Source organism: Mesorhizobium sp. LSJC269B00 (assembly GCF_000502815.1).
GTDB lineage: Bacteria > Pseudomonadota > Alphaproteobacteria > Rhizobiales > Rhizobiaceae > Mesorhizobium.
Genome location: NZ_AYVN01000007.1, coordinates 48402 through 65370, shown reverse-complemented (window position 1 = coordinate 65370; position 16969 = coordinate 48402). Strand labels below are relative to the sequence as shown.

General features: G+C 64.8%; 11 protein-coding genes. 6 read left to right on the top strand and 5 right to left on the bottom strand.

Annotated features, from left to right (window positions below; translation table 11 throughout):
- Positions 1-272: 272 nt before the first annotated feature.
- The gene (locus tag X771_RS146505; protein ID WP_023688863.1) at positions 273-1142 is read right to left on the bottom strand and encodes a transglutaminase family protein; all 870 of its coding nucleotides are present in this window, start codon (positions 1140-1142) and stop codon (positions 273-275) included.
- A 178-nt stretch (positions 1143-1320) separates the two neighbouring features.
- On the opposite strand from X771_RS146505, the gene X771_RS146510 reads away from it, so the two are divergent.
- On the top strand, positions 1321-1986 hold the full coding sequence (locus X771_RS146510) for an HAD-IA family hydrolase (RefSeq protein WP_023668644.1): 666 nt from the start codon (positions 1321-1323) through the stop codon (positions 1984-1986).
- 126 nt (positions 1987-2112) lie between these two features.
- Here the strand turns inward: X771_RS146510 and X771_RS146515 are convergent, their stop codons facing one another.
- Positions 2113-2319 carry a DUF1674 domain-containing protein gene (locus tag X771_RS146515; protein ID WP_023688862.1) on the bottom strand — a complete coding sequence of 69 codons (207 nt, stop codon included), beginning with the start codon at positions 2317-2319 and terminating at the stop codon, positions 2113-2115.
- Between the two features lie 105 nt (positions 2320-2424).
- Here X771_RS146515 and htpX point away from each other — a divergent pair, with 105 nt between their 5' ends.
- Together htpX and X771_RS146525 are read left to right on the top strand one after the other, a co-directional pair.
- Positions 2425-3450: a zinc metalloprotease HtpX gene (gene htpX, locus X771_RS146520; protein ID WP_023688861.1), complete on the top strand. Its 1026-nt coding sequence runs from the start codon at positions 2425-2427 to the stop codon at positions 3448-3450.
- Entirely contained in the window at positions 3441-4826 is a 1386-nt protein-coding gene (locus tag X771_RS146525; RefSeq protein WP_023688860.1) for an RsmB/NOP family class I SAM-dependent RNA methyltransferase, read from the top strand. Before htpX ends, X771_RS146525 begins: the two co-directional genes overlap by 10 nt.
- A gap of 19 nt (positions 4827-4845) precedes the next feature.
- On the opposite strand, the gene X771_RS146530 is transcribed toward X771_RS146525, so the two are convergent.
- Positions 4846-5784, bottom strand: a complete 939-nt coding sequence (locus X771_RS146530) for a phytanoyl-CoA dioxygenase family protein (protein ID WP_023668640.1) — start codon at positions 5782-5784, stop codon at positions 4846-4848.
- 93 nt (positions 5785-5877) lie between these two features.
- On the opposite strand from X771_RS146530, the gene X771_RS146535 reads away from it, so the two are divergent.
- The 3 genes from X771_RS146535 to purH all read left to right on the top strand — a co-directional run bounded on the left by X771_RS146535 (position 5878) and on the right by purH (position 10381).
- Positions 5878-6717: an AraC family transcriptional regulator gene (locus tag X771_RS146535; RefSeq protein WP_023688859.1), complete on the top strand. Its 840-nt coding sequence runs from the start codon at positions 5878-5880 to the stop codon at positions 6715-6717.
- Positions 6718-6933: 216 nt separating this feature from the next.
- Entirely contained in the window at positions 6934-8658 is a 1725-nt protein-coding gene (locus X771_RS146540; RefSeq protein ID WP_023688858.1) for a heparinase II/III family protein, read from the top strand.
- A 106-nt stretch (positions 8659-8764) separates the two neighbouring features.
- Positions 8765-10381 (top strand): bifunctional phosphoribosylaminoimidazolecarboxamide formyltransferase/IMP cyclohydrolase, encoded by a 1617-nt coding sequence (gene purH / locus X771_RS146545; protein ID WP_023688857.1) that lies wholly within the window; start codon positions 8765-8767, stop codon positions 10379-10381.
- Positions 10382-10425: 44 nt separating this feature from the next.
- Here the strand turns inward: purH and X771_RS146550 are convergent, their stop codons facing one another.
- A complete protein-coding gene (locus X771_RS146550; RefSeq protein WP_031202810.1) occupies positions 10426-11808 on the bottom strand; it encodes an MFS transporter in 1383 nt (460 codons plus the stop codon).
- 261 nt (positions 11809-12069) lie between these two features.
- Positions 12070-16860, bottom strand: a complete 4791-nt coding sequence (locus X771_RS146555) for an NAD-glutamate dehydrogenase (RefSeq protein WP_023688855.1) — start codon at positions 16858-16860, stop codon at positions 12070-12072.
- Positions 16861-16969 lie beyond the last annotated feature (109 nt).

The window sequence follows — 16969 nt, the reverse complement described above, 5'->3', positions numbered from 1 at the left end:
TTTTGCTGCAACGCACCCCATCATCTGTACGTGTTCAACAAATCGAAAGGAGGTGATCCGATGTCGAGTGATTTCGTTTTCCAGAACGTGGCCTCAGCGGATTGCACTTTCGGGAAGCAGTCTTCCCGTTAAGGCGCGATAAGCGCGGCGGGTGACCTCGGTCGCCGCCATTGGCCGCGCCACGGACGGAAACACGGAAGGCCGCCGGCTTCGTCAAGAAGCGGCGGCCTTTTCCATTTCCGGATTGTGTGTCGAAGCAGATCAGAATCCGGTCACGCCAGCATCCGCGCGCTGATCGTCTTGTCGACGCCGTGATAGGGCGGATTGAACAGCTTGCCTTCCTGCTCGTAGGTCCAGACCTTGAACAGCGAGAGTTGGTGTGGGCCGAAACTGTGCAGCAGCGGGACATCCGTGGCATCGCGGCCGCGCGCGATGACGACGCGGCCGATCCTGGGTTTGTTGTGGCGCGGGTCGAACGTGTACCACTTGCCGTCGAGGAACACTTCCATCCAGGCTGAAAAATCCATCGGCGCCGGGTCGGCCGGTACGCCGATGTCGCCGAGATAACCGTTCACATAGCGGGCCGGGATGTTCATGCAGCGGCAGAGCGTGATCGCCAGATGGGCGAAGTCGCGGCATACACCAACCTGCTCCTCATGCGCTTGGGCTGCGGTACGCGTCGACCGCGCATAGCCATAGCCGAAGGACAGCCGGTTGTGGACATAGTCGACGATCGCCTGCACCCGCGCCCAGCCGGAGGGAACATGGCCGAAAAGCTGCCAGGCCAGACTGCTCAGATGATCGGTCTCGCAATAGCGGCTGCCGAGGAGGTAGCCGAGCACATCGTCCGGCAGTTCCGCCACCGGCACTTCCCTGGCCAGCGTGTTGACCGCGTCAGGCTCGCCGCTGTCCTCGACGGCTGCGTCATAGAGAATGCGGAAACTGCCGGCGGGTACGGTGAAGCGGCGGCAGGTATTGCCGAACAGATCGTGATAGACCTTGCTCGGCACTGAAGGCGACGTCAGCACGCGCGTCTGCCGTTTGATGTCGGCCTGACGATCCCTGTGGATATCAAGCAGCGAGATGACCGGCGTGGCGCCGACGCATTCAATGGCGATTTCGTAGCCGAGCCGGATCAGCACAATGATTGCCCCTTCGATCCCGTGGAAAACAGTATGCTCAAAACGCCAGAGGCGGGACCATGGTTCCCTGGAACTATCGAAAAGGCTCTCCCGCGGCTTCCCAGGCAGGCGTGGCGACGTTACGGTCGAACGACATGTTTCGACCTCCCGAAACGATCCCTAACCCGTGGAAAATCTGATGTTTGCAGGCAGAAAATTCGCCGCGTTCCTGTTCGATATGGATGGCACGGTGCTCAATTCGATCGCCTCGGCCGAGCGCGTCTGGGCGGCGTGGGCGCTTAAGCACGGTCTCGACGTCGAAGCCTTCCTGCCGACGATCCATGGCGTGCGGGCGGTCGAGACCATCACCAGGCTGGCGCTTCCCGGCGTCGACCCTGTTCATGAGGCGTTTGTGCTGTTGCAGGCCGAGTCGGACGATGTCGAAGGCGTGCTGCCGATCGCCGGCGCAGTACGGTTTCTCAACGCGCTGCCGGCCGAGCGCTGGGCGATCGTCACCTCCGCGCCGCGCCCGTTGGCGCTGCTGCGCATGCGGGCCGCCGGCATCCCGGTTCCCGCCTTGGTGGTCGCGGCCGAGGATGTGTCGCACGGCAAACCGGCGCCCGACTGTTTCCTGCTGGCGGCAAAACGGCTCGGCGTCGACATCGGCGACTGTCTGGTCTTCGAGGACGCACCGGCCGGTATCGCGGCGGCGGAAGCAGCGGGCGCGTCGGTGATGGTGATCAGCGCCACTCACCAGCATCCAATGACGACTCAGCACAACTCGATTGGCGGCTACGAAACCGTCTCCATCGCCATCGATGACAGCGGCTGGATGACGCTGGGGGCACAGCGCAGCGCGGCCTGAGGAACTGGAGGACTGGAGGACTGGAGGACTGGAGGACTGGAGGACTGGAGGACTGGAGAACTGCTATGCGCCTTTTTCTTCAACTCTTCAGTTCACCAGTTCCCCAGTTCTTCCGTTCCTGAACCCCTAGAAATCGCTAGCCAGTCCCTTCACTTCCCAGTCGCCGTAGCGGCCGGGTTCCTTGCCGCCGCGGCCGCCGATTTCCTTCGGCAACGCAGCTTCCTTCTGGCGATACGCTTCACGGCGCGCCTCGGCTTCAGCCAGCGCTCGGCTGGCCGCCGGCGTCAGGTCCTTCTCCCGGTCGGCATCGGCTTTGCTGGGTTGGTCGGTCATGCGATAGTCCGGGCGGATTGAAACGAAGGGCGGCGTTTCCCATCATATAGCCATGAGTTCACCCCGATCGACCTTTTTTTGCCACGGCCGCACAGGGAGCAGATGATGAGCACGCTACGCACCACCATGCTTCTGGCCGCGATGACGGCGCTGTTCATGGGCGTCGGCTTTCTGATCGGCGGCACCGGCGGCATGATGATCGCCTTCCTGGTCGCCGCGGGCACCAATCTGTTCAGCTACTGGAATGCCGACAAGATGGTGCTGTCGATGAACCGCGCCGTCGAGGTCAACGCGAAGAACGCGCCCGAATTCCACGCCATCGTCGAGGCGTTGGCCAAGCAGGCCGGCCTGCCGATGCCCAAGACTTATCTGATCGACAATCCGCAGCCGAACGCCTTCGCCACCGGCCGCAATCCCGAGAACGCCGCGGTCGCGGCCTCGACCGGGCTGCTGGAGCGCCTGTCGCATGAGGAGGTGGCGGCAGTCATGGCGCATGAGCTGGCCCACATCCAGCATCGAGACACGCTGACCATGACCATTGTCGCGACACTCGCCGGCGCCATCTCGATGCTCGGCAATTTCGCCTTCTTCTTCGGCGGCAGCCGCGACAACAACAACCCGTTCGGCTTTGTCGGCGTGCTGGTGGCGATGCTGGTCGCACCCTTCGCCGCCATGATCGTGCAGATGGCGGTCAGCCGCACGCGCGAATACGAGGCCGACCGGCGCGGCGCCGAAATCGTTGGAAATCCGCTTTGGCTGGCATCGGCGCTTGACAAGATCGCCCGCGGCGCCGAACGCATCCGCAACCAGGATGCCGAACGCAATCCCGCGACCGCGCATCTCTTCATCATCAATCCCCTTCACGGCGAGCGCATGGACAGCCTGTTTTCGACCCACCCGAATACCGACAACCGCATCGCCGCGCTGCAGGCGATGGCGCGCGACATGGCAGGCCGCCAGCCGGCGCCGCGCCAAGCGCCGACGCCCGGGCAAACAGAAGAATTCCCGGCCGATGCCGTGCAAGGCCCGTGGGGCAAGGCAGCACGCCCCACTCCGCCGACCAGACCGGCCAAGCCGAAAGCCAATCCGTGGGGCCGCAATCCGACCGGACCCAAAGGTCCGTGGTCGTGAGCGGCGCCAGATCCCGGCCCGCACATTCAGGCGATCGCGAAAACAGCTCGGACGAATTCGTCGCCGGCCTCGCCGCGCGCAAGGCAGCGGCGCGGCTGCTGGCCGCCGTTATCGACGCCAAGACGCCGCTCGACGGGCTGACGGACCACGAGAACGGCCATCCGCAATACAAGGTGCTCGACCTGCGCGACCGCGGCCTGGTGCGCGCCATACTGGTGACCGCGCTGCGCTACCGCATGACCATTGCCGGGCTCCTCGCCCGCCGCCTTGAAAAGCCGCTGCCACCCAACGCCACAGCTTTGTCGCACATCCTGCATGTTGCGGCGGCGCAGATCCTGTTCCTCGACATCCCCGACAGCGCCGCCGTCGATTTGGCTGTGACCCACGCCAAGTCGGACCCACGCACGCAGCGCTTTTCCGGCCTCGTTAATGGCGTGCTGCGCACTTTGGTGCGCGCCAAGGAGACCGAACTGCCGGCAGCTCTTGCCGCCACCGACGAGGCGCCAAAATGGTTCTCCGACCGGCTGAAGGCCGCCTATGGCGCCGAGATGACCAGACAGATCCTGGCGGCGCATCGCGTTGAGGCGCCGGTCGATTTCACGGTCAAGGCCGATCCCGAATTGTGGGCCGAAAAGTTCGGCGGCATCGTGCTGCCGACCGGCACGGTGCGAGTGGAAAAGCTCAGCGCCTCCGTCACCGAACTGCCGGGCTTCAGCGAAGGCGCATGGTGGGTCCAGGACGCCGCCGCCAGTTTTCCGGCGCGGCTGTTCGGCGATGTCAAAGGATTACGCGTCGCCGACCTCTGCGCCGCCCCCGGCGGCAAGACCGCTCAGCTTATCCTTGCCGGCGCCAAAGTCACCGCCTTGGACACCTCGAAGAACCGGCTGGCGCGGCTGACGCAGAACCTCGAACGGCTTGGGCTGTCCGCCGAGATCGTGCAGGCCGATCTGCTGAAATACCAGCCGGCGGAGCTTTTCGACGCCGTCCTGCTCGACGCGCCCTGCTCTTCCACCGGCACGGTTCGGCGCCACCCGGACGTGCCATGGACCAAGACGGTAGCCGACGTCGAAAAGCTAGCCGATCTGCAAGCAAAGCTGCTCGCCCGCGCCGTCACTTTGGTCAAACCGGGCGGCCGGATTGTTTTTTCCAACTGTTCGCTGGACCCGATCGAAGGCGAGGATCTGTATCGCGCCTTTCTGGCCGGCAACAAGACCGTCGCCGACGATCCGCTGCAGCCCGGCGAAATCGCTGGCATCGACGCCTTCCTGACCCCGCAAGGCACGCTGCGCACCACACCCGCCGATCTTGACCTTGGTTCGCCAGGGGTTTCCGGCCTGGACGGCTTCTTCGCCGCCCGCATGCGACGTCTGGCCTGACTCCGACGCGACGACATGCCTAAAGCATGTCGTTCAGACTCCAGTGCTTCCCCCACCTTGCATCGATCTCATCATCGACATTCTGGTAGCGGATATCGGTGGAGAGCCGGATACGCCCCTCCGCACTCTGGTTGGTCGTCGAGGCGTGGATCATATAGGGCGAGTGGAGGACGACATCGCCGGCCTCGAAGTCCGCGATCAGCCAGCGTGTATCGAACCGCTCCGCCATGTCGGGCAGGTCCTTCGACACCCAGCCGCCCTCGCTCATGTTCCTGTTGTAGGCGCTGATGCGCTCCTGCGGGCTCAGCCCGGCATTTTCCCTGGCGAACCGGGCCTCCATGTCGAGGCCGATGGCGTGCGATCCCTCGAGATAGACCAGGCCGCCCATGTCGACGGGAACGTCGCCGATCGGGATCCAGGCCGTGACGATGCGGCTGGTGCCGCCGCGCAGATAAACGAGGTCGTAATGCGCCGGCGTCGCCACAGTGGTGCCCGGTTGGGTGAAACGCATGATCTTGCGCTTGTGCAAATAGGACAGCCCGCCGACGAACGCATCCATCAGCCGGGCCATCAGGGGCTGTGCGCAGAACCCTTCATAGGCGGTGGAGCGAACCAGCGCCATCAACCGGCGATCGGCGAGCTGACGGTCGAACGTGCCGGCGGCCGCCGCTAGGCCAAGCGCGGGATCGGACCCGGGCTGCAGCAAGCCGGTGTCGGCCAGATACGAAAACACCCAGCCGCGAAAATCGATGACGTCGCGGCGCGGCAGCATACTTTTCAGCCAGACATAGCCTTGCTCGGCAAGGAGGCCGCGAATGGCATCGATGCCGACCCCGGCGTCGGTTGGCACGAGATGACCCAACCGGTTCGGCGCCATCGATAATGTCTTGCCGTTGGCGTTCAGATCGATTGACGCAACAGGAATCCGTCGTTGCGTGCCACCTGTTGAGCTTGACATTTCAGCCACCTGCGATTTTCCATCCTTAGCTGGAAATGGCATACTGTTCGCACGCTCGCCCATGGACGGAACGAAGCCATGGACTTTTCGCTCATGAACGATCACCCTTACGCGCTCTACAGATCCGCACCGGCCGCGGCCGGCGGCCTGTCGGTTACAGGGATTGGTCGGCATCGCGTCACGCAGGCGATCCAAGCGCGCAAATTGCCGGAATTCGCCGTGGTGCTGATTGAGGATGGTCAAGGCTGGCTTGAAACCAGGACAGCCGGCATGCAGACGATCCGAGCGCCGGCCCTGTTCTGGCTGTTTCCCGGGAGGATGCATTCCTACGGGCCGGATGCATCGGGATGGCTCGAACGCTGGGCGCTCTTCGACGGCGCCTTGATACGCGATTTCACCCGGCTGCGGCTGATCGCCGAGGACGCCCCTGTCGTCCCCTTGCGCGACCTCGGCAAAATGCAGCGGCTGTTCGACAGGCTGCATGGTGAGCTGTCGCTCGATACGATGCTGAGCCAGGCAGAAGCCGCCGCCACGATGCATCGCATCGTCGTGCGTGCTGCCCGCCAGGCAATGGATTGGAACAACCGTCAACGAAATCCCGGCTTCCAGCATGCCGACATGCAGCCCATCATCGACGAATTGCGCCGCTGCGCGTGCGACCCGGTCGATCTCGATGCCTTCGCCGCGAAATTCTCGATGTCGCCGGCAACCTTGCGGCGCAGATTTGCGCGGGCAGCCGGCATGTCGCCCAAGGCCTTCCAACTGCGCACGAGGCTCGACCGCGCCAAACAGATGCTGGCCGCCTCCGATTCGCCCATCGAGTCCATTGCGGCCGCCGTCGGCATCCACGACGCCTTCTATTTCTCCCGTCTGTTTCGCGACCGGGAAAACTGTTCGCCCAGCGAATTTCGGTCTCGCCACAACCGCAAGTGAGTGCCGGATTGCCGGGCATAAACCCGCGAAGCGCTTGACTTTTTTCGGGGCGGGTCGGTGGCCGGCAGCGTGAGGCGCTTCACGTCGGCGGAATTCGACTTCGCACAAGTTCTTGAATCATATAAGCTTCGCTGGGGTACCGGAACATGATGCCGAAAAGTGTGACGCGGTTTTCGGGCGACAGCATGCTCTATCTCCAGGCGACGAGGAGGGGTTTTGGCACTGGCTGCCGGCAGCACGACACGTCTGTGGACGCTTGTCGCTAAGGAGTTTTGGCGCAAGACGCGCCGGCGCCTTCGCGCAGGGCCAGTCTATCGCTGGCGCTATTCCGGGCGCACGCCCGAACGCGTCCTGATTGCACCGCCCGACCTCAGGCTCGCCGATCCGCAGATCGCGCTCGAGATCTACTATGGCCGCTATCCGCTGTCGGGACACCTCGTCGAGACCGGCGGCAAATCGCCATTCCAGATCGATGTCGCCAATCGCGGCTGGGTGAAGACGCTGCACGGCTTTCGTTGGCTGCGCCATATGCGCGCCGCCGGCACCGAGCTGGCCGCCGCCAATGCACGCGCGCTTGTCTCCGACTGGGTCGCCATGCATGGCAACCAGATTTCCGGCATAGCCTGGGAGCCCGGCACCACCGCCAAGCGCGTCATTGCCTGGTTGCAACACTCGTCGGTTGTCCTACAAGGGGCCGAATTTCCGTTCTATCGCGCCTTCCTGAAATCGCTCGCCGTGCAGATCCGCTATCTCCGCTCGATGGCGCGCGAAATGCCGGACGGCAAGGACAGGCTGCGCGCTCGCATCGCGCTTGCCTTCGCCGCGCTGTCGCTGCCGGCGCCGGCCTCCGCACTGCGCGGCGCCACCCGCAACCTGGCGGAAGAACTCGACCGCCAGATCCTTCCCGATGGCGGCCATATTTCGCGCAACCCGATGGCGGTGCTCGAACTGCTCGCCGATCTCCTGCCGCTGCGTCAGACCTATGCCAATCAGGCCGAAACGCCACCGGCAGCCCTGATGGGCGCCATCGACCGCATGCTGCCGGCGCTCCGTTTCTTCCGCCATCAGGATGGCAGCCTGGCCCGCTTCAACGGCATGGGCGCGACCATCCACGACCGCATTGCCACCATCTTGCGCCACGACGACACCGCCGGCGCGCCGCTGCTGCACGCGCCGCATTCCGGCTATGAGCGGCTGTGTATGGGCGGCGTTACGGTGATTGCCGATACCGGCCCGTCGCCGGCCGTCGATGTGTCCAACGCCGCGCATGCCGGGTGCCTGGCCTTCGAACTCTCGTCCGGCCGCCAGCATTATATCGTCAATGCCGGCATCGACACCTATGGCGCCGCCGAGTTCCGGCCGCTGGCCCGTGCCACCGCGGCGCATTCGACCGCCACCATCAACGACACTTCGTCGGCGCGGTTTTCCCATTCGCTGCGCGTCAACGACCTGCTCGGCTCACCCTTGCTCGGCGGCCCGCAGCATGTGCCTTGCAAGCGCATCGACCAGAAGGGCACGCAAGGCTTCATCGCCCGCCATGACGGCTATATGCAGCGCTTTGGCTTCCTGCATGAGCGCGAGCTGAAACTGTCGAGCGAGGGCAATGTGCTCGCCGGCAGGGATCGCTTCCTCCGCCCGGGCGGTGCGGCGATCCGCAACAATGGCCGCGACTTCGTCGTGGTGCGCTTCCACATCCACCCTGATATCAACCTTTTGCAGGACGAGCATGACCGCCTGGTGCTGACCGCCGACCAGGCCGACACCTGGGTGTTCACCTGCACCGAAGTGGTGCCGGAGGTCGAGGAATCGATCTATTTCGCCGGCCTTGGCGGCCCGCGCCGCAGCCGCCAGATCGTGCTCGCCTTCAAGGCCTCGGAGATCGCCGAAGTGCATTGGCAGCTCACGCGCACCGGCATCGCCGGCTATCCCGAGCACAGCTGAGCGTCGTTGCCGGCGCCGGCTTGATCGAGCTTCCGGCTTGATTTCCTGATGTCATGTGCTACGGCCCGGCAACGCTCTCTAATCAGCCCTGAAAGGCCGCCAGTCCATGGCCGTCGCCGCCAAGAACATTCCGGCACCCGACCTCCTTCCGGTCCGCCGCGCCCTGCTTTCCGTCTTCGACAAGACCGGCCTGATCGACTTCGCCAAAGGGCTGGTCGCGGCCGGCGTCGAGCTGGTCTCGACCGGAGGCACGGCAAAGGCGATCGCCGAGGCGGGGCTGGCGGTGCGTGACGTCTCGGAACTGACCGGCTTTCCCGAGATCATGGACGGCCGCGTCAAGACGCTGCACCCGTCGGTGCACGGCGCGCTGCTCGGCGTGCGCGACGATCCCGAACACGCCAAGGCGATGCACGATCACGGTATCGAGCCGATCGATCTGCTCGTCTCCAATCTCTACCCGTTCGAGGAGGTCCGCCGCTCCGGCGCCGACTATGCCGCTGTTGTCGAGAACATCGACATTGGCGGCCCGGCGATGATCCGCGCCTCGGCCAAGAACCATGCCTATGTCGCCATCGTCACCGATCCCGGCGATTATGCCTCGGTGCTGAACGCGCTGGAGATGAACATCGGCTCGCTGTCGCTGGATTTCCGCCAGAAGCTGGCGGCAAAGGCCTTTGCCCGCACCGCCAGCTACGATGCGGCGATCTCCGGCTGGTTCGCCGAAACGCTGGAGATCGAGCATCCGACCTGGCGCGCCTTCGGGGGCAGGCTGGAAAGTGTCATGCGCTATGGCGAGAACCCGCATCAGAGCGCCGGCTTCTATGTCAATGGCGATAAGCGGCCGGGGGTCGCCACGGCTCGCCAGTTGCAGGGCAAGCAGCTGTCCTACAACAACATCAACGACACCGATGCCGCCTTCGAGCTGGTGGGCGAGTTCGACCCCAACCGCTGCGCCGCCGTTGCCATCATCAAGCACGCCAACCCGTGCGGCGTCGCCGAGGACGCTTCGCTGGCTGCTGCCTATGCGAGAGCGCTGGCCTGCGACCCGGTTTCGGCCTTTGGCGGTATCGTCGCCATGAACCGCATCCTCGATGCGGAAGCGGCGCAGGAGATCGTAAAAACCTTCACCGAGGTGATCATCGCGCCGGACGCGTCGGAGGACGCTGTCCGCATCATCGCCGCCAAAAAGAATTTGCGCCTGCTGGTCACCGGCGGTCTGCCCGATCCGCACGCCGGCGGCATCACTGTGAAATCCGTCGCCGGCGGCATGCTCGTCCAGGGCCGCGACAATGCGGTAGTCGACGATCTCGAGCTCAAGGTGGTGACCAGGCGCGCACCGACGGCGGCCGAGATGGCCGACCTCAAATTCGCTTTCCGCATCGCCAAGCACGTCAAGTCGAACGCCATCGTCTATGCAAAAGACGGCGCTACCGTCGGCATCGGCGCCGGCCAGATGAGCCGCGTCGATTCCTCGCGCATCGCCGCCCGCAAGGCCCTCGACGCGGCGGAAGCAGCTGGTCTCGCGGAGCCGTTGACCAAGGGCTCGGTGGTCGCCTCCGACGCTTTCTTCCCTTTCGCCGACGGGCTGATCTCAGCCATCGAAGCCGGCGCCACGGCGGTGATCCAGCCCGGCGGCTCGATGCGCGACGACGACGTTATCGCCGCTGCCGACGCGCATGGCATCGCCATGGTGTTTACCGGCGTGAGGCATTTCAGGCATTGAGCGCCTCTGCCTTCTCCCACAAGGGGAGAAGGAAAAGTGCGGCGCTATTCCACCGGCTGATCCGCCGGATACGGCGTCTTGATCAATATCGCGATCCCAACGCCCAGGAACAGCACGATGGCCGCCATGCCGAGCCGCGCCGAGCCGCTGGCGAGCGTGATCGACGCCACCATGAACGGCGCCAGGAAACTCGTCGCCCTTCCGGCCAGCGCATAGATGCCGAAATAGCGGCCGGATTCGGCCGCGGTCACGCTGCGCGCCATGTAGGAGCGTGACGACGCCTGCACCGGTCCGAACGCCAGCCCGATCAACAGGCCATAGAAAATGTAGGCCTTTTCCGCCGCCGTGCCGAACAGGCCGCCACTATCGGCTCCCGGCATCATCCAGGCGCCGAACAGCGTGTAGCCTGGCCCGGTGGAAACGATGCCGATGGTGGCGATGCTGAGCAGGACGAGCGAAATCATCACGATGGTCTTGGAGCCAAGCGCGGTGTCTAGCCATGCGGCAACCAGGCAGCCGACGATGGAGACGACGTTGAGGATAATGCCGAACATGCCGATCTCGGTGATCGACCAGTGGAACATCGCTGCCGCAAATGTGCCGCCCAAAGCGAGCAGCGCATTGACGCCGTCCTGATAAATCATGCGGGCGACAAGGAAGCGGAAGATGCCTTTGCGCCGGCGCACTTCAGTCAGCGTCGACTTCAGTTCCGACAGCCCCTCGCGCACCGCCGGCCCGATCGGAATGCCTTTGATGGCGTCTGGCGTGAAGAAGAACATCGGCAGGATGAACAGGAAATACCAGCCGGCCGACAGCGGCCCGGTGGCGCGCGCGTCCTCGCCGAGTTTCGGGTCGAGCCCAAAGAGCGGGTCGATGCCGATGATCGTCTTGCCGGTCTCCGGCGAACCCGCCAGACAGGCGACGACAAAGATCAGCGCGATCATGCCGCCGAGATAACCAAGTCCCCAGGCAATGTTGGAGACGTGGCCGATCTCGCTCTTCGGCACCAGGCGCGGCATCATCGAATCGTTGAACACGGTCGAGAATTCCGCCGCGACCGAAGCGAGAGAAAAGAACAGCACCACCAGGAAAAGGTTCGAGCCGGGAGCGGCGAACCATAGCAGGCAAAGGCTGATGATCTTGATCGAGGCGAAGAACGCAATCCACGGCTTGCGCGGCCCGGTCTGGTCGGCAATCGAGCCGAGGATGGGAGACAGCACGGCAATGACCAGGCCCGCAACAGCGATGCCGTAGCCCCAGGCCGCCTGGCCTGAGACCGGATCGCTCGCCATGCGCGAGACGAAATAAGGCCCGAAGATGAAGGTGGTGACAACGGTGAAAAACGGCTGCGCCGCCCAGTCGAAGAACATCCATCCCCAGATGCCGCGCCCGGATGCCCGCTGCACTGTTTCTACCGCCGCCATCATGATTCCCCCGGGACACCGCGCTCGTCGGACGCCATGTCTGCATGTTTCGAATGCTCATGCAAACCGCCAAAGATTCGCGCTGCCCCTCACCTGGATGTCGCCGCTGTCTACCTGCATAGAGACGCGAAGAAAGGCGCCGCGCCCCTACCTCCCCCTTGTGGGGAGGTCGGACCGAAGGTCCGGGTGGGGGTCGGTGCCGCACCCCCACCCCGCTGCTTCGCAGCGACCCTCCCCACAAGGGGGAGGGTAAAGTCCCGAGCCTCACATCCCCGTCAGATCGCTCATCAGCCCCGAAGCCACCGACAGCCTGGACACGGTGATATCCCCGCCTTCGGTCAGCGCCTGCAGCCGCTCGCGAATGCGCGCCACGCGCTCGCCGCCGGCTTCCAGCCAGGCCGCCACAGGATCCGCCGTCCCGGCATGGCCGGCGAGAGCCGCCACCGCAATGCCGCGCCGCGCCGCGCCGATCGTGTCGGTGGCGCGCGACAGCGCCAGCTGGTCGTAATAGTCCGACGGCGTGATTGAACGCGCCGCCTCTTCGACGCGCGGAATGCGGAAGGCATCGCTGACGGCGAAGAACGCCTTGGCCGAGGCGACGACGTCGGCATTGGCCGTCCGCGCCGTCAGTGCGATGTCGGGGATCAGTCCCGCCACATCGGCCATTGCCAGCTGCCCGGCGAGCTTTTCCGGGGCGCCGGCCTTGAAGAGGCCGTGCCGCCGCTCCTCGACCCGCTCGCGCGAGAAGGCCGGTAGCAGCGAGAGCAGCTTCGGCTCCAGCGCCATGCGCGCCTCTTGCAGTTCGGCAATGCGCTGGCCGAGCGCTGCGGTGCCGGCATCGTTCTTCAGGTACCAGCCGCTGGTCACGAAGATAAGCCGGCTGACGGACTGGTAGAGATCGAGCTGCGCCTGGCCGTCGATGTGGCTGTCCAGCGCATCGATCTCCCGATAGAGCGCCGGCAGGGCGAAGCCGTCGCGCACCACGGCGAAGGTGCGCACCACGTCGGCCGCGCTGCGCCCCGTGGCTTCCTGCAGCCGGTTGACGAATGACGGTCCGCCGCGATTGACGAGATCGTTGGCGACGACGCGGGCGATGATTTCGCGGCGCAGCCGGTGGCCATGGATCTCGGCCGCGTATTTCTTCGCCATCCGATCGGGGAAATAGCCCATCAGGTCGCGGTCGAAATGCGCGTCGTCCGGCACGTCGCTGGCGACGATGTCGGAAAACAGCACGATCTTGGCATAGGCGAGCAGCACGCCAAGCTCCGCCCGGGTCAGCGGCTCGCCACGCGCCTCGCGCTCGGCAAGGGCGGCCGGCGACGGCAGCGTCTCGACAGCGCGGTCGAGCAGGCCCCGAGCCTCCAGCGCCGCCATGAACCGGCTCTGGTGCGCGATGTCGGCAAGGCCGCGCTTGCGGGCGATGGAGAGCGCCAGCGTCTGTTCGTAATTGTTGGACAGCACGAGGCCGGCGACCTCGTCGGTCATCTCGGCCAGCAGCTTGTTGCGCGCCGGCCGGGTCAGCGACCCCTTGCGCATGGCGGACGCCAGCGCGATCTTGATGTTGACCTCGACGTCGGAGCAGTTGACGCCGCCCGAATTGTCGATGGCGTCGGAGTTGCAGCGGCCGCCATTCATGCCGAATTCGATGCGGGCGCGCTGCGTGACGCCGAGATTGGCGCCCTCGCCGATCACTTTGGCCCGGACATCGAGCGCGGTGATGCGGATGGCGTCATTGGCGCGGTCGCCGACTTCGGCATTGGTTTCGCCCGAGGCCCGTAAATACGTGCCGATGCCGCCGAACCACAACAGATCGACATTCGCCTTGAGGATGGCGGTCATGATCTCGGCCGGTGTCGCCGTGGTCTTGGCGAGACCAATCGCCGCGGCCGCTGCCGCAGGCAGCGTGATCGACTTCTGGCTGCGCGAGACGATGACGCCGCCTTCCGACAGCTTGGTCTTGTCATAGTCCTGCCAGGACGAACGCGGCAGCGCGAACATGCGCTCGCGCTCCGCCATCGACGCCACTCTGTCTGGATCGGGATCGATGAAGATGTCGCGATGGTCGAAGGCGGCGATCAGCCTGGTCTGCGGCGACAAGAGCATGCCGTTGCCGAACACGTCTCCCGACATGTCGCCGACGCCGACGACGGTGAAGGGGGTGGTCTGGATGTCGCGGTTGATCTCGCGGAAATGCCGCTTGACCGCTTCCCAAGCGCCTTTGGCGGTGATGCCCATCTTCTTGTGGTCGTAACCGGCCGAGCCGCCGCTGGCGAAGGCATCGTCGAGCCAGAAACCGTGTTTCTCCGAAATGGCATTGGCGGTGTCGGAGAAGGTTGCCGTGCCCTTGTCGGCGGCGACGACGAAATAGGGGTCGTCAGGATCGCGCCTGACGACACCGGCTGGGGGTATGACGCCATCGAGGCCGATATTGTCGGTGATCGACAGCAGGCTGGAAACGAAATTCTTGTAGGCCGAGGTGCCGGCCTCGAAGATGGCGTCGCGGCCGGCGCTCATCGGCAGCTTCTTCGGATAGAAGCCGCCCTTGGCGCCGACCGGCACGATGACGGCGTTCTTGACCTGCTGCGCCTTGACCAGGCCGAGCACCTCGGTGCGGTAATCCTGGGCGCGGTCCGACCAGCGCAGGCCGCCGCGCGCAACCGGGCCGAAGCGCAGATGCACGCCTTCGACCTCGGAACCGTAGACGAAGATCTCGCGCCACGGCCGCGGCGCCGGCAGGCCTTCGACCGCTTGCGAGTCCAGCTTGATCGCCAGTGACTGGCCCCGCGCCTTCGTTCCCGCAACGAAATGATTGGTGCGCAACGAGGCTTCGATCAGGTTGAGATAGCGGCGGATGATGGTGTCGTCATCAATGTTGGGGACTTCCTCCAGCGCGTCCTTGATCTTGGCCTTGAGGTGCTTGGCGGCGACGACGCCTTCCGTCTCGGCGGTCGGGCCGAGACGAGCGACGAACAGTGCATGCAGGCCGCGCGCAATGTCGGGATAGCGGTTGAGCGCGGCCGCGATGAAATCCTGGCTCTGCGGGATACCGGCTTGCTGCAGGTAGCGGCCATAGGCGCGCAGAATGCTGACTTCGCCCGACCACAGGCCGGCGGTCTGGGCAAGCCCGTTATAGCTGTCATTGTCGATGTCGCCGCGCCAGACCGACAGGAACGCGTCCTCGAACAGCGCGCCGCCATCGCTGAGGTCGATCGGCTTGCCGTAGCTGTTCTCCAGCTCCATGTCGTGGACGAAGACGGTGTCGCCGCCGTCCTCGCCAACCTCGAAGGTGCGCTCGCTGATGACGCGGAAGCCGATGTTTTCCAGCACCGGCACGCGACGCGACAGCGCTACCGGGCTGCCGTGGTGGTAGATCTTCAGCGCTGCCTGATGGGGTTTCTGTTCGGCATGGCGGTAATAGTCGATGGCGATCGGGTTGGCGGTGCTGATGCCGGCGATGCGCCCCGCATCCTTCAGCGCGATGGCCGCGCTGAAGGAATCGCGATAGCTCTCAGGCAGACGCGCGGCGATCGCCTTCAGCGATGGATCGCCGCCGACGGCTTCCGCGGCTTCGGCCAGCGCGTCGTCCCAGGTTCGCACGATATCGCGGATCGCCGCTTCGATCGCCGCCTGCTCGACCTTCGGCGTCTTGCCGCCCGAGCGGCCGATGATGAAATGCACACGCGCCAGCCCGCCCTCCGGAAACGCCGGATAATAAGCCGACAAACGGCCCTCGAAGACGGTCTTGAGATAGGCGCCGATCTTCTCGCGCACAACGCTGTCATAGCGGTCGCGCGGCACGAAGACGAGGATCGAGACGAAGCGGTCGAACTGGTCGGCGCGCACCAGCGCCCGCACCCGCGGCCGCTCGACCAGGCCGAGAATGGCCGCGGCGTGCTTCTTCAGGATCGGCACCGGCACCTGGAACAGTTCGTCGCGCGGATAGCTCTCCAGAACGTTGATCAGTGCCTTGCCGGAATGGTCGTGCCGGTCGAAGCCGGACTTGGCGATGATGGTCTCGGCCTTTGACCTCAGATACGGGATTTTCATCACCGAGCGCGTGTAGGCAGTCGAGGTGAACAGGCCGACCATGCGCAACTCGCCGGCAAGCGTGCCCTTGGCGGTGTAGGTTTTGACGCCGATATAATCGAGATAAATGCGGCGGTGCACCAGCGACTTGGCGTTGGCCTTGGTGACGATCAGCGGCTCCGGCCCATGCAGGAAGGCGCGGATTTCGGGCGTCGTCGTCACCGCCTCGGTGCCGCGCCGGAGCACCAGCACATCCGGGTCGGCGAGGATGCCGAGACCGGGTTTGTCGGCGCGCTCCAGATTGCCGCTCTCCGCGCCGCCGGAATATTTGAACTCGCGCATGCCAAGGAAAGTGAAATTGTCGTCGCGCAGCCATTCAAGGAAGGCGATGGCCTCGGCAACGCTCTTCTTGTCGAGCGGCACGGCGGAATAGCGGAATTCGGAAATCGCCTGGTCGAGACGGGCGAGCATCGGCTTCCAGTCGCTGACGGCGGCGCGCACCTGGTTGAGCATCTTGCGCAGGCGGTCGGCCAGCGCGTCGGCCTGCTCCGCCGTCAGGCGCGGAATATGGACATGGACGACGCTCAGGCGGTCGTGATTGCCATCGTCCTTGAGGGCGCTGCCGTCGCCGAGGATCTCGTCGACGCCGGCCTTGCCGTGACGCACGACGATGACCGGATGGGTGACCAAAGTCGGTTCGCCGGCAGTTTCTGTGATCTCGCCGAGGATCGAATCGAACAGGAACGGCATGTTGTCGTTGACGACGGTGATGATCGTCATCGGGCGGCCCTCGCGGGAGACGCCCGACCCGGCATCGACGGCGACGACACTTTGGCCCTTCTTGTGGGCGGCGACCGCACGTCCTGCCAGGTCGGCGGCGCGCTCCAGGTCGGCGGCGTCATAGGCGGCAATGTCTTCGGCCGGCGCGCGGGCCAGCAGATAGTCGGCGAGCCTGGCCGGCTTCCCGTCGGGTTTCACCCCGGCAGTGGCTGTTTTCTTCGGCTTAGCTGCGGATTTCACGCTCGCCATGTTGTCCTCCCGTCACATGCTTTTACGACTATGGTAGCAGATGACCGCTGTTTGGCGACAAAGGTTTGACGGCTCGATAAGAATTACAGGAATTCGACGGTCAGGCGGC

What these genes read in the sequence shown, in the direction of transcription:
- X771_RS146510 (WP_023668644.1), top strand. Translation starts at nt 1,321, where the DNA reads ATGTTTGCAGGCAGAAAATTCGCCGCGTTCCTGTTCGATATGGATGGC.
- X771_RS146515 (WP_023688862.1), bottom strand. Translation starts at nt 2,319, where the DNA reads ATGACCGACCAACCCAGCAAAGCCGATGCCGACCGGGAGAAGGACCTG.
- htpX (WP_023688861.1), top strand. Translation starts at nt 2,425, where the DNA reads ATGAGCACGCTACGCACCACCATGCTTCTGGCCGCGATGACGGCGCTG.
- X771_RS146530 (WP_023668640.1), bottom strand. Translation starts at nt 5,784, where the DNA reads ATGTCAAGCTCAACAGGTGGCACGCAACGACGGATTCCTGTTGCGTCA.
- X771_RS146535 (WP_023688859.1), top strand. Translation starts at nt 5,878, where the DNA reads ATGAACGATCACCCTTACGCGCTCTACAGATCCGCACCGGCCGCGGCC.
- purH (WP_023688857.1), top strand. Translation starts at nt 8,765, where the DNA reads ATGGCCGTCGCCGCCAAGAACATTCCGGCACCCGACCTCCTTCCGGTC.
- X771_RS146550 (WP_031202810.1), bottom strand. Translation starts at nt 11,808, where the DNA reads ATGATGGCGGCGGTAGAAACAGTGCAGCGGGCATCCGGGCGCGGCATC.
- X771_RS146555 (WP_023688855.1), bottom strand. Translation starts at nt 16,860, where the DNA reads ATGGCGAGCGTGAAATCCGCAGCTAAGCCGAAGAAAACAGCCACTGCC.